Raw genomic sequence first — 25,152 nt, 5'->3', positions numbered from 1 at the left:
GTCGGCAATGGCGTTATGTTACCTCGGGAACCGGGTACCGCCAAATGCGTGGAGAAAATCCTGGGACGCTCTGCGGAAAAAATAAGGATATTCCTGGAAGCACGAGAAAAGGCTGCAAAACCTGTCCGGACACGTTATGGTTTACTCTGATGCCATTCCTCTCATCTTTTGTTGTAGAAGTTGCCGACACGTTGAGCCGTATTATTTTTCGTTCATTCTCACTCTCGCTTCTCTTGCTGGCTGCCAGCGGTACGATCCGTGCGCAGGCGCAAGATCCTTTCACGCAAAACCGTCTGCCGGATTTAGGCATGATGCCGGAATCCCACGAAGGGGAAAAGCATTTTGCCGAGATGGCCAAAGCGTTTGGCGAAGCCAGCATGAAAAATAACGATCTGGATACCGGTGAACAGGCGCGGCAATTTGCTTTCGGACAGGTACGCGATGTGGTCAGCGAGCAGGTTAACCAGCAGCTTGAAAGCTGGCTATCAGCCTGGGGCAGCGCCAGCGTGGATATTAACGTCGATAACGAAGGTCATTTTAACGGCAGTCGCGGAAGCTGGTTTATCCCTTTACAGGATAAACAGCGCTATCTGACCTGGAGCCAGCTTGGTCTTACGCAACAGACTGACGGACTGGTAAGCAACATTGGCGTAGGACAGCGCTGGGCGCAGGATGGCTGGCTTCTTGGCTATAATACCTTTTACGATAATCTGCTGGATGAAAATCTGCAGCGCGCCGGCTTTGGCGCGGAGGCGTGGGGAGAATATTTGCGTTTATCCGCCAACTATTACCAGCCTTTTGCCGACTGGCAGACGCATACGGCGACCTTAGAACAGCGAATGGCGCGCGGATATGATATCAACGCGCAAATGCGGCTGCCGTTTTACCAGCATATCAATACCAGCGTTAGTCTGGAGCAGTACTTTGGCGATAGCGTGGATCTGTTTGACTCCGGAACGGGGTATCACAATCCTGTCGCGTTAAAACTGGGTCTCAACTATACGCCAGTACCTTTGCTTACCATGACCGCCCAGCACAAACAGGGCGAGAGCGGGGTCAGTCAGAATAACCTGGGGCTGACGCTTAACTACCGCTTCGGCGTGCCGCTCAAAAAGCAGCTTGCCGCCAGTGAAGTGGCGCAAAGCCAGTCATTACGCGGTAGCCGCTATGATACGCCGCAACGTAACTCGCTGCCGACAATGGAGTATCGGCAGCGTAAAACGTTAACGGTTTTTCTGGCGACGCCGCCCTGGGATCTTACGCCTGGTGAGACGGTTGCGTTAAAATTGCAGGTGCGCAGCGTGCATGGTATTCGTCATTTGAGCTGGCAGGGCGATACTCAGGCATTAAGTTTGACGGCAGGAACGGACACCCGCAGTACCGAGGGCTGGACAATCATTATGCCGGCCTGGGATCACCGCGAAGGCGCGGCAAATCGCTGGCGTTTATCGGTGGTGGTTGAAGATGAAAAAGGTCAGCGTGTCTCTTCCAATGAGATCACGCTCGCGCTGACTGAACCGTTTATCACGATGCCGGACGATAATCCGCATTGGCAACCGTTCCAGGAGCAATAATTAAAAGATGCGTTCCTGATGTACCCAGACGGCGGCCTCCACGCGCGATTTCAGCTTCATTTTCTTGAGCATATGTTTCACGTGCACTTTGACCGTACTTTCGGTGATATCCAGACGCCGGGCAATCATCTTATTTGGCAATCCCTGCGCGATGAGCTTAAGAATATCGCGCTCACGCGGGGTGAGTTGCGTTACATCGCGATCGGTGGTAGCGCGGTTGGCCCGCAGGCTGGCCGCCAGTACCGGCGTTAACGCTTCACTTAATACCATTTCGCCGGCGGCGGCCTGTTGTAACGCTTTGAGCAAGTCCTCCGGCTCCATGTCTTTCAACAGATAACCATCCGCGCCGCGCTTTAGCGCCGTGACGACATCTTCTTCATGGTTGGATACGCTGAAAACGACAATACGTCCTGACAGCGCTTTTTCGCGTAATTTATCCAGCGTTTCGAGACCATTCATTCCCGGCATATTCAAATCAAGGAGGATCAGATCGGGATCGAGCGATTCCGCCAGGTCAATACCCTGCTCACCGTTGCTGGCTTCTCCGACCACGCTGATATCGGGCGCCATACTCACAAGCTGCTTTACACCCGTGCGTAGCATCGGATGGTCGTCAATTAACAGGATGGTTGCCGGTTCCTGATTATTCATGGGTATCTCCCTGGGTTTCTGTGAAGTTTGTTTCTGGAATAAAAGTAACAGTGACCTCTGTTCCGCCAGTCTCGCGTCGGCGTACCTGGCAATCGCCGCGCAAACTTTGCGCCCGATCGCGCATGATGATCATGCCGTAGTGATTACTGCGTTCGGCGTTTTCCGGGACGCCGCAGCCATTATCCTGCACTTTTAGTTTGACCTGTTTGCCACATTGCGTCACTGTCACCACCACATCGTCGGCATGAGAGTGTTTAAGGGCGTTGCTGAGGGCTTCCCTGGCAATTTGCAACAGGTGTATCGCCTGGTGTGACGGCACCAGGCGGGGGGGAAGCTGATAATCCAGTTTTACCGTAAAGCCAAACCGGGCGCTGAACTCCTGGCAGCTTGCTTCCAGCGCCGGACGTAGCCCGGGTTCCGTCAACTGTAAGCGGAAAGTGGTTAACAGTTCGCGCAGTTGCGCCCAGGAGCAGTTCAGCTCATTGCGAATTTGGCTGAGTAACTCACGGCTGCTTTCCGGTAACACGTCGCCCTGCATTTGCAGGCAGCTCACCTGCATCTTCATACAAGAGAGCGACTGGGCAATAGAATCATGCAGTTCGCGGGCAATGGTGGCACGCTCTTCCATGACAATCAACTGCTGCTGGCGCTCCTGATGCCTGTCGAGCGCCAGAGTCGCGGTAAGCTGTTCAACCAGCGTGTCCACCAACTGTTGCTGATCGTGGCTGAGATGGCGTCCATAGGGCAGCGTCGCCAGCAAAATACCGTATTGGGTGTGAGAGTCGGTGAGCCGCCATTTTAAGGTGGTACCGCCGTTAATCATCGGCAGGGCGCTACGTGGGCAAAGGTGGCAGCCTTTATCATCGCAACTGATGTCCGACTGACAGGTAAATTCCTGGTGATTATCTTCATCTTCCAGGTCATAGACTCGCAGCTCAATATCATGCAACTGGGTTAAATTTTGCAGGCCATTCAGTACCGGTGAAAGACGCTCACATAGCGGAGCCTGTGAATGCAGTCGGCGGTTGGCTTGCCACAAAAACGAGAGAATCTGGTTTTTATGTTCCAGACCGGCTGTTTTTTCCTGTACGCGCTGTTCCAGTACCGCATAACTTTCGGCCAGTTCTTCAGACATATTATTGAGCGCAGAACCCAACGCGGCCATCTCATTGCGTCCACTGATATTGGCACGTTGGGTAAAGTCGCGCTGACTGACGGCGCGCGCCATTGATAATAACTGTTTCCAGGGCTGCAAAAGGCGAACACGTAGCCAGATAATCGTAAATACCAGCAATAGCGCCATAAAGATCGCCATTACCCGGTGAACTAATACCACGCGTTCGATACGCAATTCAGTAGTATGGTCGAACGACGTCACCAGGCGATCCAGGCCCGCCACAAAGCGCGTGACATCTTCTGCGACCGCGTGCGCGTTTTGCGCGTGCTGTAGCCCTGGCGAGAGTTCGTTATGCCAGTAATCCTGCAACGCTTTAAGCTGTTTCTGCTGCCCGTCTCGCTCAGCGGCGCGGGTCAGTTCCGGGCTGAATGCCGTTTGCTCCATCTCATCCAGCAGCTTTTGATCTTTAGCATCCAGCGGGACAGCGGCCAGTAGTCGATAGCTTTGCATACGCAATGAGCCCGCTTTATTAATCGCATGAGCGCTACCCTGCACGCCCTGAACCAGCCAGCCGGAAACCGCCATCCCCGCCACGCCGATAGCGGTAGAGAGCATGACAATCAGCGCCAGTTGGTTAACCAGCGTAAGAGGAGAGAAACACCGTTTAAACATGTTACCTTCTTTCTTCGGGGTAATGTCGCCGAAAAAACGTAGCAAAAAAGAGGGGCGTCAATCGGCTGTGCCGCTATTCTCAACGATACAGCGGAGTATACCCATACCTATAACGAGTTACTCCTTAATTGCCGCCGTAGAGAGGTATCTGCGACGGGAAGGAGTAGACAGACACAGCATGGTGAAAAACCACAGCTTTTTTACCAAAATAGCCTACTCATTAAGGGTAATAACTATTTTTAGTCGCCGGTGATGACGACTTTTCCTTTGATTTATATCAACTTACCTTCGGCAGTAAACCCTAATGTGGCAGACATCAAATCAAGAATCAGAGGTGTCTATGAGTCACTCATCCGCCCCGGAAAGGGCAACTGGCGCTGTTATCACGGAATGGCGTCCGGAAGATCCGGCGTTCTGGCAGCAGCGCGGCCATCGTGTCGCTAGCCGTAATTTGTGGATTTCTGTCCCGTGTTTACTGCTGGCGTTTTGCGTCTGGATGCTATTCAGCGCAGTGGCGGTGAACCTGCCGAAAGTGGGATTTAATTTTACGACCGATCAGCTCTTTATGTTGACTGCGCTGCCATCTGTTTCCGGTGCGCTGCTACGGGTGCCTTACTCCTTTATGGTGCCGCTATTTGGCGGACGTCGCTGGACAGCGTTCAGTACCGGTATCCTCATCGTGCCTTGCGTATGGTTAGGCTTTGCCGTTCAGGATACCAGTACGCCATTTAGCACTTTCATTATTATTTCCTTGCTGTGTGGTTTTGCCGGCGCGAACTTTGCCTCCAGTATGGCGAACATCAGCTTTTTCTTTCCTAAACAAAAGCAGGGCGGCGCGCTGGGTCTGAACGGCGGTCTGGGCAATATGGGCGTGAGCGTGATGCAGCTGGTTGCGCCGCTGGTGGTTTCGCTCTCTATCTTTGCCGCCTTTGGTAGCCACGGTGTAGAGCAGCCGGATGGTTCTCAGCTCTATCTGGCGAACGCAGCCTGGATTTGGGTGCCTTTCCTGGCCATTTTTACGCTGGCGGCGTGGTTCGGCATGAACGAATTGGCGACGTCTAAGGCCTCGCTAAAAGAGCAACTGCCGGTGCTCAAACGTGGTCATCTGTGGATCATGAGTCTGCTGTATCTGGCGACCTTCGGATCGTTTATCGGTTTCTCCGCGGGGTTCGCTATGCTGTCTAAAACACAATTCCCGGATGTGCAGATCCTGCATTATGCGTTTTTCGGTCCGTTTATCGGCGCGCTGGCGCGTTCGGCAGGCGGCGCAATTTCTGACCGTCTGGGGGGGACTCGCGTCACGCTTATCAACTTTGTCCTGATGGCGATTTTCAGCGGTCTGCTGTTCCTGACATTACCTACTGGCGGCGTTGGCGGTAGCTTTATCGCGTTCTACGGGGTATTTCTGGCGCTGTTCCTGACGGCTGGGTTGGGGAGTGGTTCTACCTTCCAGATGATCTCCGTTATCTTCCGTAAACTGACAATGGACCGGGTAAAAGCGGAAGGCGGGTCGGAAGAAAGAGCCATGCGTGAAGCGGCAACTGATACGGCGGCGGCGCTGGGCTTTATTTCCGCGATTGGCGCGATTGGCGGCTTTTTTATTCCGAAAGCGTTTGGTTCATCTTTAGCATTAACCGGTTCTCCAGTCGGCGCGATGAAAGTCTTTCTTATTTTCTATATCGCCTGCGTCGTTATTACCTGGGCGGTATATGGACGTCATTCTAAAAATAAAAAGTAACTTTTGATTATCCTTTGCGCGGCGTTAGACCGCGCTTTTTTTTATCTGTATTTAGTTACAACATACTTATAATCAAGAAGAGAGACGCGGCAGGGCTAACCACGCACATCTTTATCGGTCATCCAGGGGGATACCCCTTAATACCCACTTGTTGAAAATTTAACATTCATGTCGTGCGTAAATTTAATTTTATGTAATTAAATCAGTAATATATATAAATAAAACTCCTCCTCCAAAAGGAGTATGCAGGAGGTTTGCGCGCCATTTGCATCCCTGCCCGCCTTGATCGTTATCAATTCTCACGCCCATTCAGCGCGTTACCTTCGCCCTTAGTTAAGCAATGTCGATTTATCAGAGAGCCGTAAGGTTCCACACAGGAGAAACCCGATGAGTAAATTCCTGGACCGGTTTCGCTACTTCAAGCAGAAGGGCGAAACCTTTGCCGATGGGCACGGCCAGCTTCTCGAAACAAACCGGGACTGGGAGGACGGATACCGCCAACGTTGGCAGCATGACAAAATTGTGCGCTCAACCCATGGGGTGAACTGCACCGGTTCTTGTAGCTGGAAAATTTATGTCAAAAATGGTCTGGTGACCTGGGAAACACAGCAAACCGATTACCCGCGCACCCGTCCTGATATGCCAAACCATGAACCTCGCGGCTGCCCGCGCGGCGCAAGCTACTCCTGGTATCTCTACAGCGCTAACCGACTGAAATATCCGCTAATGCGCAAACGTCTGATGAAGATGTGGCGCGAGGCGAAAAAACTGCATCGCGATCCGGTAGAGGCATGGGCCTCAATTATTGAAGATGCCGATAAAGCCAAAAGCTTCAAACAGGCGCGTGGTCGTGGCGGCTTTGTTCGCTCCTCATGGCAGGAAGTGAACGAGCTGATCGCCGCTTCCAACGTGTACACCGTGAAAACCTATGGCCCTGACCGCGTCGCGGGCTTCTCACCCATCCCGGCGATGTCGATGGTCTCCTACGCTTCCGGCGCACGTTATCTTTCGCTGATTGGCGGTACCTGCCTGAGCTTCTACGACTGGTACTGCGACCTGCCGCCAGCCTCCCCGCAAACCTGGGGCGAGCAGACCGACGTGCCGGAATCCGCTGACTGGTACAACTCCAGCTATATTATCGCCTGGGGCTCTAACGTGCCGCAAACCCGTACGCCGGATGCCCACTTCTTTACCGAAGTACGTTACAAAGGCACTAAAACCGTCGCGGTGACGCCGGACTATGCCGAAATCGCCAAACTGTGCGATCTGTGGCTGGCGCCGAAGCAGGGGACCGATGCGGCGATGGCGCTGGCGATGGGCCACGTCATGCTGCGCGAGTTCCACCTCGACAACCCGCGCCAGTACTTCACCGATTATGTCCGTCGCTATACCGACATGCCAATGCTGGTGATGCTTGAAGAGCGTGATGGTTATTATGCCGCAGGTCGTATGCTGCGCGCTGCCGATCTCGTTGATTCGCTGGGGCAGGAAAATAACCCGGAATGGAAAACCGTCGCTATCAACAGCAACGGTGAAATGGTGGCGCCAAACGGTTCAATTGGTTTCCGCTGGGGCGAAAAAGGCAAATGGAACCTCGAACAGCGCGACGGGACTACCGGTGCAGAAACTGAATTGCAGCTCAGCTTGCTGGGCAGCCAGGATGAGATTGCTGACGTGGGCTTCCCGTATTTCGGCGGCGAAGGTTCAGAGTACTTTAATCATGTGGCGCTGGATAACGTCCTGCTGCATAAATTGCCGGTTAAACGTCTGCAACTGGCCGATGGTTCTTCAGCGTTAGTCACTACCGTGTATGACCTGACCATGGCGAACTATGGTCTGGAACGCGGCCTCAACGATGAAAATTGTGCCGCCAGTTATGATGATACCAAAGCGTATACGCCAGCATGGGCCGAGCAGATCACCGGCGTGCCGCGGGCGCAGATCATCCGTATCGCACGGGAGTTCGCCGATAACGCGGACAAAACGCACGGGCGTTCAATGATTATCGTTGGCGCCGGTCTGAACCACTGGTATCACCTCGATATGAACTATCGCGGGCTGATCAATATGTTGGTGTTCTGTGGTTGCGTTGGTCAGAGCGGCGGCGGCTGGGCGCACTACGTCGGCCAGGAAAAACTGCGTCCGCAGACCGGCTGGCAGCCGCTGGCGTTTGCCCTTGACTGGCAGCGTCCGGCGCGTCACATGAATAGCACCTCTTACTTCTATAACCACTCCAGCCAGTGGCGCTACGAGACGGTGACCGCCGAGGAATTATTGTCGCCGATGGCGGACAAATCCCGCTATAGCGGTCATCTGATTGACTTCAATGTGCGCGCCGAGCGTATGGGCTGGTTGCCGTCGGCGCCGCAGTTAGGCACTAACCCGCTGTACATTGCGCGTGAAGCGGAAAAAGCCGGTATGACGCCGGTAGACTATACCGTCAAATCCCTGAAAGAGGGTTCGATTCGCTTTGCCGCTGAGCAGCCGGAAAACGGTAAAAACCACCCGCGTAACCTGTTCATCTGGCGTTCAAACCTGCTTGGGTCTTCCGGTAAGGGCCATGAGTACATGCTGAAATATCTGCTGGGTACTGAGCATGGTATTCAGGGGCTGGATCTGGGTAAACAGGGCGGTGTGAAGCCGGAAGAAGTGGAGTGGTGCGACAATGGCCTGGACGGCAAACTGGATCTGGTGGTGACGCTGGACTTCCGCCTGTCGAGCACCTGCCTGTACTCCGATATCGTACTGCCGACCGCCACCTGGTATGAAAAAGACGATATGAATACCTCGGATATGCATCCGTTTATTCATCCGCTGTCTGCCGCCGTAGATCCGGCCTGGGAATCGAAAAGTGACTGGGAAATCTACAAAGGCATTGCGAAGAAATTCTCCGAAGTCTGTGTAGGTCACCTGGGTAAAGAGACTGACGTCGTGACGCTGCCGATCCAGCACGACTCTGCCGCTGAACTGGCACAGCCGCTGGACGTGAAAGACTGGAAAAAAGGCGAATGCGATCTGATCCCAGGGAAAACCGCGCCGCACATCATGACCGTCGAGCGCGATTACCCGGCGACTTACGAACGCTTTACCTCTATCGGCCCGCTGATGGAGAAAATCGGCAACGGCGGGAAAGGGATTGCCTGGAACACGCAGAGCGAAATGGACTTGCTGCGTAAGCTTAATTACACCAAAGCGGACGGTCCGGCGAAAGGCCAGCCGATGCTCAACACGGCGATTGACGCGGCAGAGATGATCCTGACGTTAGCGCCGGAAACCAACGGTCAGGTGGCGGTGAAAGCCTGGGCGGCGCTGAGCGAGTTTACCGGTCGCGACCATACGCATCTGGCAACCAATAAAGAAGAAGAGAAAATCCGCTTCCGCGATATTCAGGCCCAGCCGCGCAAAATTATCTCCAGCCCGACCTGGTCTGGTCTGGAAGATGAGCATGTTTCTTATAACGCCGGTTATACCAACGTTCACGAGCTGATCCCGTGGCGTACGCTGTCTGGTCGTCAACAGTTGTATCAGGATCACCAGTGGATGCGCGACTTCGGCGAAAGTCTGCTGGTGTATCGCCCACCGATCGACACCCGCTCGGTGAAAGCGGTGATGGGGCGTAAGTCCAACGGTAATCCGGAGAAGGCGCTCAACTTCCTGACGCCGCACCAGAAATGGGGTATCCACTCGACCTACAGCGATAACCTGTTGATGCTGACCTTGTCGCGTGGCGGCCCGATTGTATGGATGAGCGAAACCGACGCCAAAGATCTGGGCATTGAAGATAACGACTGGATCGAAGTCTTCAACAGCAACGGCGCATTGACCGCACGCGCAGTGGTCAGCCAACGTGTTCCGGCAGGGATGACCATGATGTACCACGCGCAGGAACGTATCGTTAACCTGCCGGGTTCAGAAATCACCCAGCAGCGCGGTGGGATCCACAACTCGGTGACCCGTATTACGCCGAAACCGACCCATATGATCGGCGGCTATGCGCAGTTAGCCTACGGCTTTAACTACTACGGTACCGTCGGTTCCAACCGCGATGAGTTTGTGGTGGTACGTAAGATGAAGAACATTAACTGGTTGGATGGCGAAGGCAATGACCAGGTACAGGAGAGCGTAAAATGAAAATTCGTTCACAAGTCGGCATGGTGCTGAATCTCGATAAGTGCATCGGCTGTCATACCTGTTCAGTCACCTGTAAAAACGTCTGGACCAGTCGCGAAGGTATGGAATACGCCTGGTTTAACAACGTAGAAAGTAAGCCTGGCGTTGGTTTTCCGAATGACTGGGAAAATCAGGAAAAATGGAAAGGCGGCTGGATCCGCAAAATCAACGGCAAACTACAGCCGCGCATGGGCAACCGGGCGCTGCTGCTGGGTAAAATCTTCGCTAACCCGCATCTGCCGGGCATCGACGACTACTACGAGCCGTTTGATTACGACTACCAGAACCTGCATACCGCGCCGGAAAGCAAACATCAGCCAATCGCGCGTCCGCGCTCGCTGATTACCGGCCAGCGGATGGACAAAATTACCAGCGGGCCAAACTGGGAAGAGATTCTGGGCGGCGAGTTCGAAAAACGCGCTAAAGACCAGAACTTCGAAAACATGCAGAAGGCGATGTACGGCCAGTTCGAAAACACCTTCATGATGTACCTGCCGCGCCTGTGCGAGCACTGCCTTAACCCGGCGTGCGTGGCGACCTGCCCGAGCGGTGCTATCTACAAGCGTGAAGAAGACGGCATCGTGCTGATCGACCAGGACAAGTGCCGCGGCTGGCGGATGTGCATCACCGGTTGCCCGTACAAGAAAATTTACTTCAACTGGAAGAGCGGCAAGTCCGAGAAGTGCATCTTCTGCTACCCGCGTATCGAAGCCGGTCAGCCGACTGTTTGCTCGGAAACCTGCGTGGGCCGTATCCGTTATCTTGGCGTACTGCTGTATGACGCAGATGCCATTGAAAGCGCCGCCAGTACGGAAAACGAAAAAGATCTGTACCAGCGTCAACTGGACGTGTTCCTCGATCCAAACGATCCGGCTGTCATTGAGCAGGCGCTGAAGGACGGCGTGCCGCAGAGCGTGATCGATGCGGCGCAGCAATCGCCAGTATACAAAATGGCGATGGACTGGAAGCTGGCACTGCCGCTGCATCCGGAATACCGCACGCTGCCGATGGTCTGGTACGTGCCGCCTTTGTCACCGATTCAGTCTGCAGCCGACGCGGGTGAACTGGGCAGCAACGGTATTCTGCCGGATGTAGACAGTCTGCGTATCCCGGTGCAGTACCTGGCGAATTTGTTGACCGCTGGCGACACTCAGCCGGTACTGTTGGCGCTGAAACGGATGCTGGCGATGCGTCACTACAAACGTGCGGAAACCGTAGACGGTAAAGTGGATACCCGCGCGCTGGAAGAGGTGGGTTTAAGCGAAGCCCAGGCGCAGGAAATGTATCGTTACCTGGCAATTGCTAATTATGAAGATCGCTTTGTGGTGCCGAGCAGCCATCGTGAACTGGCGCGTGACGCATTCCCGGAGAAAAGCGGTTGTGGCTTTACCTTCGGCGATGGTTGCCACGGGTCTGATACCAAATTCAATCTGTTCAACAGCCGCCGCATCGACGCTGTTGATGTGACCAGCAAAACGGAGCCGCACGCATGATTGAACTCGTCATTGTTTCGCGTCTGCTCGAGTACCCGGATGCTGCCCTGTGGCAGCATCAGCAGGAGTTGTTCGATGCGCTCGCGTCATCTGAGAACCTGGATAAAGAGGATGCCCAGACTCTGGGCGTTTTCCTGCGCGATTTAACCGCGCAGGACATGCTGGATGTACAGGCCGCCTACAGTGAACTGTTTGACCGTGGTCGCGCCACATCGCTGCTGCTGTTTGAACATGTACACGGGGAATCCCGCGATCGCGGTCAGGCGATGGTTGACCTGATGGCACAGTATGAGCAGCACGGTTTGCAGCTCGACAGCCGCGAACTTCCCGATCATCTGCCGCTGTATCTGGAATACCTTGCGCAATTGCCGAAAAGTGAAGCGTTAGGGGGTTTACAGGATATCGCGCCGATTCTGGCGCTGCTCAGCGCACGTTTGCAACAGCGTGACAGCCGTTATGCGGTGCTGTTCGATCTGCTGTTAAAACTGGCGAATACCGTTATCGACAGCGACAAAGTGGCTGAAAAAATTGCGAATGAAGCACGTGATGATACCCCGCAGGCACTGGATGCGGTCTGGGAAGAAGAGCAGGTGAAATTCTTCGCCGATCAAGGGTGTGGCGAGTCGGAAATCTCCGCTCACCAGCGTCGTTTTGCCGGGGCCGTGGCGCCGCAATATCTGAATATCACCACCGGAGGACAGCACTAATGCACTTCCTGAATATGTTCTTCTTTGATATCTACCCGTACATTGCCGGATCGGTATTTCTGATCGGTAGCTGGTTACGTTACGACTACGGTCAGTACACCTGGCGGGCGGCTTCCAGTCAGATGCTGGATCGCAAAGGAATGAACCTGGCGTCAAACCTGTTCCACATTGGGATTCTGGGTATTTTCGCCGGTCACTTCCTGGGCATGTTAACGCCGCACTGGATGTATGAAGCTTTTCTGCCGGTCGACGTGAAGCAGAAGATGGCGATGATTGCCGGCGGCGCCTGCGGCGTGCTGACGCTGGTTGGCGGTATTTTACTGCTCAAGCGTCGTCTGTTTAGCCCACGTGTCCGCGCCACCACTACCGGCGCAGATATTTTGATTCTCTCGCTGCTGGTGATTCAGTGCGCGCTGGGCCTGCTGACCATTCCGTTCTCCGCCCAGCATATGGACGGGAGTGAAATGATGAAGCTGGTCGGGTGGGCGCAGTCAGTTGTGACCTTCCACGGTGGCGCATCCGCACATCTGGATGGTGTAGCCTTTATCTTCCGTATGCACCTGGTACTGGGGATGACGCTGTTCCTGTTGTTCCCATTCTCGCGCCTGGTGCATATCTGGAGCGTGCCGGTCGAGTATCTGACCCGCAAATACCAGATTGTACGTGCACGTCACTGATTTTCTCTCGATGCCCTAAACTCCGCTTCGGCGGAGTTTTTTTATGGCTGTTTGCCGGAGTGCGGCATAAATGCCTTATCGACCGCCGCCTTGTTTCGTTTACAGCGGATCTGCCATGTCTGGCATCTGAATCCGTACTCTTTGTTTTTGGGTTTATTCAGCATCTGTGCGAGTTTTTTGTAAGCAGAAAAAGGATGATGCAGCATATAATCACGCCATAAACGACAATAAGGATAGTTGTATGCGTTTTTCATCAATTTTCAAAATAATAATATTAAATATATTTATTTCAAAAATGGCTCACGCTGCTGTCTGCGAGGAGCGCTATCCCCCCGACTCGGAAGAATGCCAGTACGTTCAGGAATTAGAGCAAAAAGCGGAACAAGGAGATGAAAGCGCGCAGTTCTCGCTTGGAAGCTGGTATGCGGAGGGGCGATATGTTAAGCCTGATTATAAACTAGCCATAAAATGGCTGGAGAAAGCGGGTAAACAAGGTTCTGATTTTTCCTATTTCATCCTTGGCTATCATTACAACTATGGTGAAAATTTTCCACTTAGTCGACAAAAAGCGCTGGAGTGGTATCGCAAGGCGGCAGAGCTAGGGGATAGTAGTACGCAAGAAATCCTCGGTGACGCCTATATGTATGGCGATGGGTTTCCCCAAAATACCCAGCTAGCGCTGGAGTGGTATCGAAAAGCCGCCTCTCCAACCAATGATGCGGGCGTTGTCCGCGGACAGGGTTCAGCTTCGTCAGCACAATTTAAGCTTGGAGTAATGTACGCCCACGGTCAGGGCGTTCCTCAGGATTATCAGCAAACGGCGATCTTGATGCGTAAAGCGGCGGAAAATATGTACTACCCCGCGCAACTTTATCTCGGCGTTGCCTATTTTTATGGTGAAGGCGTGCCTCAGGATTATCGTCAGGCAGTTTACTGGCTTAATGAAGGTATACCAGGCAGCTATACGCCAGGCCACATTCCGCTGAATGCGCTCTATGATAAAGCGCATCCCGCTGACCGGGTTCACTCTCAGACGTGGTATCGAAAAACAGCGCAACGCGTGATGGCAAAGGTACAGTACAATTTTGGCGTATGGTATTACAACGGTTATCACTTATTGAAAGATCACAACCTGGCGCTGGAGTGGTATCGCAGAGCCGCAGCGCAAGGATTGGCCGAGGCGCAGGATGCGATCGGCGTGATGTTTATGCAGGGTGAGGGCGTTTCTCAGGACTACCAACAGGCGCTGGCGTGGTATCGCAAAGCCGCTCGCCAGGGGCTGCCTGCTGCGCAAACGCATCTGGGCATCATGTCTGCATTTGGTCGCGGCGTCGCGCAAAGCGACAGACAGGCTATCGCATGGTATCGAAAAGCAGCAAAACAGGATTTTGCGAAAGCGCAATATCAGCTTGGCGTAGCATATAGCACGGGAAGAGGCGTGCCTGAAAATAGTCGGAATGCGCTGAAGTGGTACCTTAAAGCGGCAGAGCAGGGGTTTACTCCGGCACAATCAGCGCTTGGGGAAATTTATGCTCATGGGCGCCAGGGGGTGCCTAAAGATAATAAGCAGGCCTATATTTGGTATTACATGGCAAGTATATATACGGAAAAATCTAAGGATGATTGTTCAGCGCTCATTGCCGAAAGAAACCGACTCAAGGGAACGCTTACCCCAGATCAACTTAGCGAGACATATGCCGCCTTTGATCTCATCAGGCGAAAAATCAACCAGTCAAAGGAGGCGAAAAAGATTGCCAGGAAGAAGTATTGATAAGATAACCAATAAGCCATGGCGCCATGGTGTGAAGTCTGCCTGTGGGGGCGATGAAGATTGATTGAGGCGCTGCCGGGAGATTATGGTGGTGGGGGAAGGATGACTCAGCGCTGCGCGTTTCGCCCTTCGGGTCGTTGCCTGCGGCAACGCTTTCTCGCTTTCGCTCGAATCGAACCTTAGTCGAAGCTTCTCATCCTTCCCGTACAGAGAGATATGAGACACTATGCTTAACGGGGATAAGATACGCGACGGGAGTGATGGTGGTGGGGGAAGGATGACTCAGCGCTGCGCGCTTCGCCCTTCGGGTCGTTGCCTGCGGCAACGCTTTCTCGCTGCGCTCGAATCGAACCTTAATCGAAGCTTCTCATCCTTCCCGTACGGAGAGATATGAGACACTGTGCTTAACGGGGATAAGATACGCGACGGAAGTGATGGTGGTGGGGGAAGGATTCGAACCTTCGAAGTCGATGACGGCAGATTTACAGTCTGCTCCCTTTGGCCGCTCGGGAACCCCACCAGGGGTAATTCAAATTGTAGGTAAAGCTTGAAGATGGTGGTGGAGGAAGGATTATTCGTCGCTTCACTCCTCACCCTACGGGCCGTTACCGTTGGCAACGTTCTTTCGCTCGAGTCGAACCTTAATCGAAGGTTCTCACCCTTCCCCGACAAGTGCAAACTTCTGCATTGCTCATCGAGTTAACTACATCGCTGTAGTGAATAATGGTGGTGGGGGAAGGATTCGAACCTTCGAAGTCGATGACGGCAGATTTACAGTCTGCTCCCTTTGGCCGCTCGGGAACCCCACCACGGGATAAATTCATTATGCTGCTTGCATTCTATAGCGGGAAGGATTATTCGGAGCTAAAGCTCCTCACCCTTCGGGCCGTTGCCTGCGGCAACGTTCTCTCACTATTGCTCGAGTCGAACCTTGAAGTCGATGACGGCAGATTTGCAGTCAGCTCCCTTATGATCGCTCGGGAACCCCACCACGGGGTAATGCTTAATACTGGCCCGCTTCCTTTTGGGAAGCGGGGCGCATCATATCAAATGACACGCCGCTGTAAAGCATTCCTTTGCCTGAAATGAACTGTTTGCGTACTTTTCATCCGTAACGGATTAAAGCTAATCAATTCATATTACTGACGATTAAAGAATAATCGTCCGATTGCCGTAAACAAAGACTCGCTGTGCCAGAACCTGATACAGCGCGCGGCTTAATACGTTTTTCTCAACGTCGCGCCCGGCACGCATCATATCTTCTGCGGTGTAGGTGTGATCGACGTGAATCACGTCCTGCATAATGATTGGGCCTTCATCCAGATTATCATTCACATAGTGCGCGGTAGCGCCGATGATTTTCACGCCGCGCTCATAGGCCTGATGATAAGGACGCGCGCCGATAAACGCCGGCAGGAATGAGTGGTGGATATTGATAATTTTGTTCGGGAAGCGCGCCACAAAACCTGGCGTCAAAACACGCATATACTTGGCCAGCACTACATAGTCCGGTTGATGGGCATCAATGGCGTCCGCCATCTTCGTGTCATGCTCTTCACGCGTTAATCCCTCATGGCTGACCAGTTCGAAAGGGATCTCAAAACGTTCAACCAGCGAGCGTAACGTTTCATGGTTGCCAATGACCGCGGCGATTTCAACATCCAGCCCGCCATAGTTGGCTTTCATCAGCAGGTCGCCCAGACAATGCGCCTCTTTAGTAACCAGAATCACTACCCGACGGCGTCCGGCGGGATTGAGTTCACGAACAGAGCCTTCCGGTAAGGCGCTGTCCAGATCGGCCAGAAGAGTGGAATCATTGAAGATGCCTTCCAGCTCGGTCCGCATAAAAAAGCGTCCGGTGCGATGGTCCACAAATTCATTGTTTTGCACAATATTAAGCTCGTGCTTATAGCAAATGTTGGTAATCCGCGCGATAAGGCCTTTTTGATCGGGACAAATAGTACGCAGAACTTTACGTTGTAGTGATTGCATTGCCGGAAAAATCCTGTTGAGAGTGTTTGCTGTATCGATACTGTCAGGCGTCACTGGCCGCAGCACTTTTTAAATTTTTTGCCTGAACCGCACGGGCAGGGATCATTTCGACCCAACTGCGGGCGGGTACCGTCAATATAATACCACTGACCGTTTTCTTTGATAAAACGAGAACGTTCGATAATCGCCCCGGTTTTCCCTTGTTCGGAAAAACGCGCGATAAAACTAACATACCCTGTATTTTCTGCTTCTGACCAGGTATGTTCAAAAATAGTCAGGCCGAGCCACCTGGTATTGGCAAATCCGGCGATGATATCATCACGAAACGCGGCCGCATTGCAGGTTGGATGCCAGCTCTTAATTAAGTAATCTGCGTCTTTCATCACAAAAGCGCAGTAACGAGAGCGCATGAGATGTGACGGATCGGGTGCTACTCGTTCTCCGGACACAATACGACCACAACATAGGCTATACTCGTCAGCGCTACCACAGGGACAAGGCTGAGACACAATAATCTCCCTGAATATAAAAAACGGCGTTGAACGCCAGGGTGGCATTATGTTAACTGAGCAGTGGCGATGTTGCTACGTCTTGAAGCCAGGGGAAGTCGTTAAGTACGATGAGAAAAATGAAAATAGGGCTGGCGCTGGGATCTGGCGCAGCGAGAGGATGGTCTCATATTGGGGTCATCAAAGCCCTCAAGCAAACAGGCATTGATATTGATATCGTTGCAGGATGCTCAATAGGTTCGCTGGTCGGCGCCGCGTATGCCTGTAATAAATTATCGGCGCTTGAACAGTGGGTATGTTCATTCCGCTACTGGGATGTTTTACGCCTGATGGATGTATCCTGGGGCAGAGGAGGGTTGCTTCGCGGCGAACGCGTATTTAATCACTATCGGGATATTATGCCCGTCACGGATTTTGACCACTGTTCAAGACGTTTTGGCGCGGTCGCGACGAATCTTAGCACGGGACGAGAGCTATGGTTTACTGAAGGCGATCTACACCTTGCCGTACGCGCGTCGTGCAGTATGCCAGGGCTGATGTCTCCGGTTGAACATAACGGTTACTGGCTGGTAGATGGCGCAGTCGTTAATCCGGTACCTGTTTCGTTAACCAGGGCGCTGGGGGCTGATATCGTTATTGCGGTAGACCTGCAACATGATGCCCACCTCATGCAGCAAGATTTGCTCTCTGTAAATGTCGGGAATATCAATGAAGAGAGCGATGATGCGCTGCCCTGGCATAAGCGTTTAAAAGAACGTTTCAGTAGCCTGACTTCACGCCGTGGCGTGAGTTCGCCTGGGGCAATGGAAATCATGACAACCTCCATCCAGGTGTTGGAAAATCGTCTTAAACGTAACCGTATGGCTGGCGATCCGCCTGATATTCTCATTCAACCATTCTGTCCGCAAATCTCTACGCTGGATTTTCATCGCGCCCATGCCGCTATTGCGGCGGGTCAGTTAGCCGTAGAGAAAAAGATGGACGAACTTATACCCTTGGTGCGTACCGACGTTTAATGTACCTTTTACGATCACTTAAGCAAATTCTGACAGGCGCAAGCGGCAATACCATGCCACTATTGATTAAAGCCAGTCAGGGGAGAGAACATGACGCAGCCATTGGTCGGAAAACAGATTCTTATTGTTGAAGACGAGCCTGTATTTCGCTCGCTTCTGGATTCGTGGTTTTCCTCTTTGGGAGCGACAACGGCATTGGCAGGCGACGGGGTGGATGCCCTGGAGTTGATGGGGCGTTTTACCCCTGATCTCATGATATGTGATATCGCGATGCCGAGAATGAACGGTCTCAAACTGGTAGAAAACTTACGTAATCGCGGAGACCAGACGCCTATTCTGGTTATTTCCGCAACAGAAAATATGGCGGATATCGCCAAAGCGTTACGCCTTGGGGTTGAAGATGTCTTGCTGAAGCCGGTAAAAGATCTCAACCGCTTGCGGGAAACCGTATTCGCTTGCTTATACCCTAATATGTTTAACTCGCGGGTTGAAGAAGAAGAACGCCTGTTTCGTGACTGGGATGCAATGGTGAGTAATCCGACCGCCGCAGCGCAATTGTTGCAGGAATTGCAGCCCCCGGTACAGCAGGTGATTTCCCATTGCCGCATTAATTACCGGCAGCTCGTCTCCGCCGATCAGCCTGGACTGGTGCTGGATATTGCGCCGCTATCTGATAACGAACTGGCATTTTATTGCCTGGATGTCACCCGGGCGGGCGATAACGGCGTGTTAGCCGCATTGTTGCTGCGGGCGCTATTTAACGGCTTATTGCAGGATCAGCTCGGCCAACAAAAGCACCGTTTACCGGAGTTAGGCGCGCTATTAAAACAGGTAAATCATCTGCTCAGACAAGCCAATTTACCTGGGCAATTCCCGCTATTTGTCGGCTACTATCACAGTGAGCTCAAAAATTTGATTCTCGTCTCCGCCGGATTGAACGCCACCTTAAATACGGGCGCTCATCAGGTTCAAATTAGCAGCGGCGTGCCGCTAGGAACATTGGGTAACGCCTACCTTAACCAATTAAGCCAGCGTTGCGACTCGTGGCAGTGTCAAATATGGGGCGCAGGAGGGCGTCTGCGATTGATGTTGTCTGCGGAATGACCAAACGGAAGAGTGAGCGGAAATTGCTTTACCGGCCTTTCCCGACGAGTGTTACTATCTGCGGCAGATTTATAAGTATTTGTCTTAATTATACCAATATAAGTCCTTTTTGGACCTGAGGCTTGTTCTGGTACTGATATACTGGAACACGATACAGATTAATGAACACGTTCAATACATGAACAGTCCAGGAGAATTTTAAATGGCTGCCCTTAATTCGAAAGTCAAAAAAGCCGTTATCCCGGTCGCGGGATTGGGAACCAGGATGCTGCCAGCGACCAAAGCTATCCCGAAAGAGATGCTGCCGCTGGTTGATAAGCCATTAATTCAGTACGTCGTGAACGAATGTATCGCTGCTGGCATTACTGAAATCGTGCTTGTTACGCACTCGTCTAAAAACTCTATTGAAAACCACTTTGATACCAGTTTTGAGCTGGAAGCGATGCTGGAAAAACGCGTTAAGCGTCAGCTTCTGGAGGAGGTTCAGTCTATTTGCCCTCCGCATGTCACTATTATGCAGGTACGTCAAGGGCTGGCAAAAGGCCTGGGCCATGCCGTATTGTGCGCGCATCCCGTTGTCGGAAACGAACCTGTCGCTGTTATTCTGCCAGACGTTATTCTTGACGAATATGAGTCCGACCTGTCTCAGGATAACCTGGCTGAAATGATCCGCCGTTTCGACGAAACCGGCAATAGCCAGATTATGGTTGAGCCAGTAGAAGATGTGACTGCATACGGCGTGGTCGATTGTAAAGGCGTTGAGCTGGCGCCGGGCGAAAGTGTGCCGATGGTTGGCGTGGTTGAAAAACCAAAAGCGGATGTCGCGCCGTCTAACCTTGCGATTGTCGGGCGTTATGTGTTGAGCGCGGATATCTGGGCGTTGCTGGCGAAAACCCCTCCGGGCGCCGGGGATGAAATTCAGTTGACCGATGCTATCGATATGCTGATCGAAAAAGAAACGGTTGAAGCCTACCACATGAAGGGTAAAAGCCATGACTGTGGTAATAAGTTAGGATATATGCAGGCATTCGTTGAATATGGCATCCGTCATAATTCGCTGGGTGCTGAATTTAAAGCCTGGCTTGAAGAAGAAATGGGTATTAAGAAGTAACGATACGTTATAAATTTTTTAACAGAAGCGCTGGTAAATCCGGCGCTTTTTTTATGCCTGGGGTCGTCAGCGGAGAACTCAGGCAAAAAAAATCCCGCCAGCGGCGGGATTTTAAGCATCCAGGAAGTAAATTATTCCTTGATCAGGAAATCTTCCAGTTGCTTACCTTGTTCTTCCATTGCTTTTTTGATTACAGCCGGTGTACGACCCTGGCCAGTCCAGGTTTTAGTTTCACCGTTTTCGTCAACATAGCTATATTTAGCCGGACGAGCTGCGCGTTTAGCTTTGGTACCGGATTTAGCGGCAGCCATGCTATTCAGCAGTTCATTCGGGTCAATGCCGTCGGCAATTAACATTTCACGATACTGTTGCAGTTTACGAGTGCGTTCTTCCACTTCAGCAGCAGCAGCGCTTTCTTCTTCACGACGCTCATTAACGACAACTTCTAATTTTTCCAGCATTTCTTCAAGCGTTTCCAGAGTACATTCTCTTGCCTGCGCACGAAGAGTACGGATGTTGTTCAGAATTTTAAGTGCTTCGCTCATTGTAGTAATCTCAAACTTATATTGGGGTGGTTTGTTGAGCTAATAATAGAGCGATAAATTCAGTTGTGCAATAGCCAGGAATGTAAGGAATTCAAAATTACGCTTTATTAAGCACACGTTTTAATTATCTCAACTTAAATTTTCCTTGAGGCGCCGCACAAAAAAGAGCTTATTGGCAGGGGGGATACTCACCGTCTGTCGCTAAAAATTTAGGAGTCAGGTCACATTTTATCATGATGAAATACGATCTCATTGCAGAGATATCAATCTCTTGTATTAGCTTTCCTTACAAGAAAACCCTATTACTTTGCACCGGGTATGAGTAACGGTAACAATAAGTACAAGGTTTTCATATTGGCGGGTGATGATAAGCATTGTTGATGAATTTTAACGGCATAATTTGTGAAGGAATGTGTATATACCCTTCATACTTCAAGTTGCTTATGTGTTGGCTACGCTCGCTCACCCCAGTCACATAGTTATCTATGCTCCTGGGGACTCACTCCCTTGCCGCCTTTAAGCAACTCGAATTATTTTGGGTATAGTGAGCGATGTTTGTACAATTCTTAATACTCACCGGAGCGCGAGCCGCGCCGTCGCGTCGGTAAATTATGGTACAATCCCGCCAATCTTTATTTCACTCAGGTGAGGTCCTGCGACCAATGGCACAGCTATATTTCTACTATTCGGCAATGAATGCGGGTAAGTCGACTGCACTGCTGCAATCTTCATACAATTATCAGGAACGCGGGATGCGTACCGTCGTATATACGGCGGAAATCGACGATCGTTTCGGCGCAGGCAAAGTCAGCTCTCGTATCGGTTTGTCGTCGCCGGCAAAATTGTTTAACCAAAATACATCCTTGTTCGAAGAGATTCGTGCCGAGAGCGCGCGGCAGACAATACATTGCGTGTTAGTCGACGAAAGCCAGTTTTTGACTCGCCAGCAGGTTTATCAATTATCCGAGGTTGTCGACAAATTAGATATTCCAGTACTTTGCTATGGGCTACGAACAGACTTTCGTGGGGAGCTCTTTGTCGGCAGCCAATACTTGCTGGCATGGTCAGATAAGCTGGTGGAATTAAAAACTATCTGTTTCTGCGGTCGTAAAGCCAGTATGGTGCTGCGCCTTGATCAGGACGGCAGGCCTTATAACGAAGGCGAACAGGTGGTTATTGGCGGGAATGAACGCTACGTTTCAGTTTGCCGTAAGCATTATAAGGACGCGCTGGAGGAGGGCTCACTGACGGCGATTCAGGAGCGTCATCGGCACATATGATACCTGAGGTAAAGATCGGCTTATAAAACGCCCTGTAGCGCTTTGGAGGTCATTATTCAGGCCTCCTGACGAAGGGCGTGCCGTGAGCACGTAGGCCAGATGATCAGCATAGCGCCTTCAGGCATCAGATAAACAGGTAAAACAAAAAACGGCCTCAATTGAGGCCGTTATTGTCATGCTAAAGCAGATAACGAATTAAGCGGATTTTTTCGCTTTTTTCTCTGCTTTCGGTGCGGCAACGACGTCTTTCTTCGCTGCAACTTCACCTTCGGTGAAATCACGACCGTAGTAGGTATCCAGCAGAATCTGTTTCAGTTCGGAGATCAGCGGATAACGCGGGTTAGCGCCGGTGCACTGGTCATCGAAGGCATCTTCAGACAGTTTGTCAACGTGTGCCAGGAAGTCAGCTTCCTGTACGCCTGCTTCACGGATAGACTTAGGAATACCCAGCTCAGCTTTAATGCTTTCCAGCCATGCCAGCAGTTTTTCAATCTTAGCGGCGGTACGATCGCCCGGCGCGCTCAGGCCCAGGTGATCAGCAATTTCAGCGTAACGACGGCGTGCCTGCGGACGATCGTACTGGCTGAAAGCGGTCTGCTTGGTCGGGTTGTCATTCGCGTTGTAGCGGATAACGTTACAAATCAGCAGGGCGTTCGCCAGACCGTGCGGAATGTGGAACTGAGAGCCCAGTTTGTGCGCCATGGAGTGACATACACCGAGGAAGGCGTTGGCAAACGCGATACCGGCGATAGTCGCTGCACTGTGAACACGTTCACGCGCAACCGGGTTCTTGGAACCTTCGTGGTAAGACGCCGGCAGGTTTTCTTTCAGCAGTTTCAGAGCCTGCAGAGCCTGACCGTCAGAGAACTCAGAAGCCAGTACGGAAACGTAAGCTTCCAGGGCGTGAGTTACCGCATCCAGACCACCGAACGCACACAGGGACTTCGGCATATCCATCACCAGGTTGGCGTCGACAATCGCCATATCCGGGGTCAGGGCATAGTCAGCCAGCGGATATTTCTGACCGGTTGCGTCGTCGGTCACAACCGCAAACGGTGTGACTTCAGAACCGGTACCGGAAGTGGTGGTGACGGCGATCATTTTCGCTTTCACGCCCATTTTCGGGAACTTGTAGATACGTTTACGGATGTCCATAAAGCGCAGCGCCAGTTCTTCGAAGTGAGTTTCCGGGTGTTCGTACATGACCCACATGATTTTCGCGGCGTCCATCGGGGAACCGCCGCCCAGCGCGATGATCACGTCTGGTTTGAAGGAGTTAGCCAGCTCAGCGCCTTTGCGAACAACGGAAAGCGTCGGGTCGGCTTCAACTTCGAAGAAGACTTCAGTTTCAACGCCAGCCGCTTTCAGAACAGAGGTGATCTGGTCTGCGTAGCCGTTGTTGAACAGGAAGCGGTCAGTCACGATGAGCGCACGTTTGTGGCCATCAGTAATCACTTCATCCAGCGCGATGGGCAGAGAGCCACGGCGGAAGTAGATAGATTTCGGAAGTTTGTGCCACAACATGTTTTCAGCTCGCTTAGCAACGGTTTTCTTGTTGATCAGGTGTTTCGGACCAACGTTTTCAGAGATGGAGTTACCACCCCAGGAACCACAACCCAACGTCAGGGAAGGTGCGAGTTTGAAGTTGTACAGGTCACCGATACCCCCCTGAGAAGCAGGGGTATTGATCAGGATACGCGCGGTTTTCATCATCTGACCGAAGTAAGCAACGCGTTCTGGCTGGTTATCCTGGTCAGTGTACAGGCAGGAGGTGTGACCGATACCGCCCATAGCGACCAGTTTTTCTGCTTTTTCTACCGCTTCTTCGAAATCTTTCGCACGGTACATCGCCAGAGTCGGAGACAGTTTTTCGTGTGCGAACGGTTCGCTTTCATCAACGACCGTAACTTCACCGATCAGAATCTTGGTGGTTTCTGGTACGGAGAAGCCTGCCAGTTCAGCAATTTTGTAGGCTGGCTGACCGACGATAGCAGCGTTCAGAGCGCCATTTTTCAGGATAACGTTTTGAACCGCTTTCAGCTCCTGGCCCTGCAGCATGTAGCCGCCGTGGCTGGCGAAACGTTCGCGAACGGCATCATAGACGGAATCAACAACGACAACAGACTGTTCAGAAGCACAGATTACGCCGTTATCAAAGGTTTTAGACATCAGAACAGACGCCACAGCGCGTTTGATATCAGCGGTTTCATCAATGACAACCGGAGTGTTGCCTGCGCCTACGCCGATAGCCGGTTTACCGGAGCTGTATGCAGCTTTAACCATGCCTGGACCGCCAGTGGCGAGGATCAGGTTAATATCCGGGTGGTGCATCAACGCGTTAGACAGTTCTACGGAAGGTTGATCGATCCAGCCAATCAGATCTTTCGGCGCGCCGGCAGCGATAGCCGCTTGCAGAACGATGTCTGCCGCTTTGTTGGTTGCTTCTTTAGCGCGCGGATGCGGAGAAAAGATGATGGCGTTACGGGTCTTCAGGCTAATCAGCGATTTGAAGATCGCGGTAGAGGTTGGGTTAGTGGTTGGAACGATACCGCAAATAATGCCGATAGGTTCAGCAATGGTGATGGTCCCGAAGGTGTCGTCTTCAGACAGCACGCCGCAGGTTTTTTCATCTTTATAGGCGTTGTAAATATATTCAGAAGCGAAGTGGTTTTTAATCACTTTGTCTTCCACGATACCCATACCGGATTCGGCGACGGCCATTTTGGCCAGCGGAATGCGGGCATCAGCGGCAGCCAGAGCGGCGGCGCGGAAGATTTTGTCGACCTGTTCTTGAGTGAAACTGGCATATTCACGCTGGGCTTTTTTTACACGCTCTACGAGTGCGTTAAGTTCAGCGACATTAGTAACAGCCATAATGCTCTCCTGATAATGTTAAACTTTTTTAGTAAATCATCTGCGCGATACGTGAGTATAGACAGATCGACGATACTTTGTATAAATGCCTGAAATTCAGGTGGTTACTTAACGTCCGTTTCGCTCTGATTTACTAAAAGAGCTTCTGCGT

17 protein-coding genes, 2 tRNA genes and 4 other RNA genes are annotated in these 25,152 nt (G+C 52.0%); 11 read left to right on the top strand and 12 right to left on the bottom strand.

What is annotated here, in order from left to right:
• Nucleotides 1-149: 149 nt before the first annotated feature.
• Nucleotides 150-1,574: a YchO/YchP family invasin gene (locus J4650_RS03640; RefSeq protein WP_031234490.1), complete on the top strand. Its 1,425-nt coding sequence runs from the start codon at nucleotides 150-152 to the stop codon at nucleotides 1,572-1,574.
• Here J4650_RS03640 and narL read toward each other — a convergent pair whose 3' ends face one another.
• Nucleotides 1,575-2,225: a two-component system response regulator NarL gene (narL, locus tag J4650_RS03635; RefSeq protein WP_001064598.1), complete on the bottom strand. Its 651-nt coding sequence runs from the start codon at nucleotides 2,223-2,225 to the stop codon at nucleotides 1,575-1,577.
• Nucleotides 2,218-4,014, bottom strand: coding sequence for a nitrate/nitrite two-component system sensor histidine kinase NarX (gene narX / locus J4650_RS03630; RefSeq protein ID WP_000476244.1), 1,797 nt, complete (start codon nucleotides 4,012-4,014; stop codon nucleotides 2,218-2,220). The genes narL and narX overlap by 8 nt, the downstream gene beginning before the upstream one ends.
• 340 nt (nucleotides 4,015-4,354) lie before the next feature.
• Between narX and narK the strand changes: the two genes are divergently transcribed.
• The 6 genes from narK to J4650_RS03600 all read left to right on the top strand — a co-directional run bounded on the left by narK (nucleotide 4,355) and on the right by J4650_RS03600 (nucleotide 14,570).
• Nucleotides 4,355-5,752 carry a nitrate transporter NarK gene (gene narK / locus J4650_RS03625; protein ID WP_000019850.1) on the top strand — a complete coding sequence of 466 codons (1,398 nt, stop codon included), beginning with the start codon at nucleotides 4,355-4,357 and terminating at the stop codon, nucleotides 5,750-5,752.
• Nucleotides 5,753-6,139: 387 nt separating this feature from the next.
• Nucleotides 6,140-9,883 (top strand): nitrate reductase subunit alpha, encoded by a 3,744-nt coding sequence (locus J4650_RS03620; protein WP_023993313.1) that lies wholly within the window; start codon nucleotides 6,140-6,142, stop codon nucleotides 9,881-9,883.
• The gene (gene narH / locus J4650_RS03615) at nucleotides 9,880-11,415 is read left to right on the top strand and encodes a nitrate reductase subunit beta (protein WP_000702629.1); all 1,536 of its coding nucleotides are present in this window, start codon (nucleotides 9,880-9,882) and stop codon (nucleotides 11,413-11,415) included. Before J4650_RS03620 ends, narH begins: the two co-directional genes overlap by 4 nt.
• Nucleotides 11,412-12,122, top strand: coding sequence for a nitrate reductase molybdenum cofactor assembly chaperone (narJ, locus tag J4650_RS03610; RefSeq protein ID WP_000571668.1), 711 nt, complete (start codon nucleotides 11,412-11,414; stop codon nucleotides 12,120-12,122). The genes narH and narJ overlap by 4 nt, the downstream gene beginning before the upstream one ends.
• Complete coding sequence (narI, locus tag J4650_RS03605) at nucleotides 12,122-12,799, top strand: respiratory nitrate reductase subunit gamma (RefSeq protein WP_000545594.1); 678 nt, start codon at nucleotides 12,122-12,124, stop codon at nucleotides 12,797-12,799. Before narJ ends, narI begins: the two co-directional genes overlap by 1 nt.
• Nucleotides 12,800-13,040: 241 nt before the next feature.
• Nucleotides 13,041-14,570 carry a tetratricopeptide repeat protein gene (locus J4650_RS03600; RefSeq protein ID WP_023993311.1) on the top strand — a complete coding sequence of 510 codons (1,530 nt, stop codon included), beginning with the start codon at nucleotides 13,041-13,043 and terminating at the stop codon, nucleotides 14,568-14,570.
• Between the two features lie 86 nt (nucleotides 14,571-14,656).
• On the opposite strand, the gene J4650_RS03595 is transcribed toward J4650_RS03600, so the two are convergent.
• The 8 genes from J4650_RS03595 to J4650_RS03560 form a co-directional block, all read right to left on the bottom strand.
• Nucleotides 14,657-14,788: non-coding RNA, RtT sRNA (locus J4650_RS03595), on the bottom strand.
• A gap of 43 nt (nucleotides 14,789-14,831) precedes the next feature.
• A non-coding RNA gene (locus J4650_RS03590) (RtT sRNA) lies at nucleotides 14,832-14,962 on the bottom strand.
• Nucleotides 14,963-15,005: 43 nt separating this feature from the next.
• Nucleotides 15,006-15,090: transfer RNA gene (locus tag J4650_RS03585), tRNA-Tyr, on the bottom strand.
• Between the two features lie 34 nt (nucleotides 15,091-15,124).
• Nucleotides 15,125-15,250: non-coding RNA, RtT sRNA (locus J4650_RS03580), on the bottom strand.
• 44 nt (nucleotides 15,251-15,294) lie between these two features.
• Nucleotides 15,295-15,379, bottom strand: a tRNA-Tyr gene (locus tag J4650_RS03575).
• A gap of 28 nt (nucleotides 15,380-15,407) precedes the next feature.
• A non-coding RNA gene (locus J4650_RS03570) (RtT sRNA) lies at nucleotides 15,408-15,549 on the bottom strand.
• A gap of 170 nt (nucleotides 15,550-15,719) precedes the next feature.
• Nucleotides 15,720-16,562, bottom strand: a complete 843-nt coding sequence (gene purU / locus J4650_RS03565; protein ID WP_001191156.1) for a formyltetrahydrofolate deformylase — start codon at nucleotides 16,560-16,562, stop codon at nucleotides 15,720-15,722.
• Nucleotides 16,563-16,612: 50 nt separating this feature from the next.
• Nucleotides 16,613-17,071 (bottom strand): YchJ family protein, encoded by a 459-nt coding sequence (locus J4650_RS03560; RefSeq protein WP_001540172.1) that lies wholly within the window; start codon nucleotides 17,069-17,071, stop codon nucleotides 16,613-16,615.
• A gap of 110 nt (nucleotides 17,072-17,181) precedes the next feature.
• Between J4650_RS03560 and rssA the strand changes: the two genes are divergently transcribed.
• The 3 genes from rssA to galU all read left to right on the top strand — a co-directional run bounded on the left by rssA (nucleotide 17,182) and on the right by galU (nucleotide 20,302).
• Complete coding sequence (rssA, locus tag J4650_RS03555; protein WP_001230575.1) at nucleotides 17,182-18,087, top strand: patatin-like phospholipase RssA; 906 nt, start codon at nucleotides 17,182-17,184, stop codon at nucleotides 18,085-18,087.
• 90 nt (nucleotides 18,088-18,177) lie between these two features.
• Nucleotides 18,178-19,191, top strand: coding sequence for a two-component system response regulator RssB (gene rssB / locus J4650_RS03550; protein WP_000193432.1), 1,014 nt, complete (start codon nucleotides 18,178-18,180; stop codon nucleotides 19,189-19,191).
• 202 nt (nucleotides 19,192-19,393) lie between these two features.
• Nucleotides 19,394-20,302: a UTP--glucose-1-phosphate uridylyltransferase GalU gene (galU, locus tag J4650_RS03545; protein WP_000729450.1), complete on the top strand. Its 909-nt coding sequence runs from the start codon at nucleotides 19,394-19,396 to the stop codon at nucleotides 20,300-20,302.
• 131 nt (nucleotides 20,303-20,433) lie between these two features.
• Here the strand turns inward: galU and hns are convergent, their stop codons facing one another.
• Nucleotides 20,434-20,847, bottom strand: coding sequence for a histone-like nucleoid-structuring protein H-NS (gene hns, locus J4650_RS03540; RefSeq protein WP_001287383.1), 414 nt, complete (start codon nucleotides 20,845-20,847; stop codon nucleotides 20,434-20,436).
• A 662-nt stretch (nucleotides 20,848-21,509) separates the two neighbouring features.
• Here hns and tdk point away from each other — a divergent pair.
• Entirely contained in the window at nucleotides 21,510-22,127 is a 618-nt protein-coding gene (gene tdk, locus J4650_RS03535; RefSeq protein ID WP_000068097.1) for a thymidine kinase, read from the top strand.
• A gap of 195 nt (nucleotides 22,128-22,322) precedes the next feature.
• Here the strand turns inward: tdk and adhE are convergent, their stop codons facing one another.
• On the bottom strand, nucleotides 22,323-25,001 hold the full coding sequence (adhE, locus tag J4650_RS03530) for a bifunctional acetaldehyde-CoA/alcohol dehydrogenase (protein WP_000301678.1): 2,679 nt from the start codon (nucleotides 24,999-25,001) through the stop codon (nucleotides 22,323-22,325).
• Nucleotides 25,002-25,152: the final 151 nt, after the last annotated feature.

The organism is Salmonella sp. 32120201201600049SM (assembly GCF_017572835.1).
Lineage (GTDB): Bacteria > Pseudomonadota > Gammaproteobacteria > Enterobacterales > Enterobacteriaceae > Salmonella > Salmonella enterica.
This window is presented reverse-complemented; position numbering and strand designations above follow the sequence as displayed.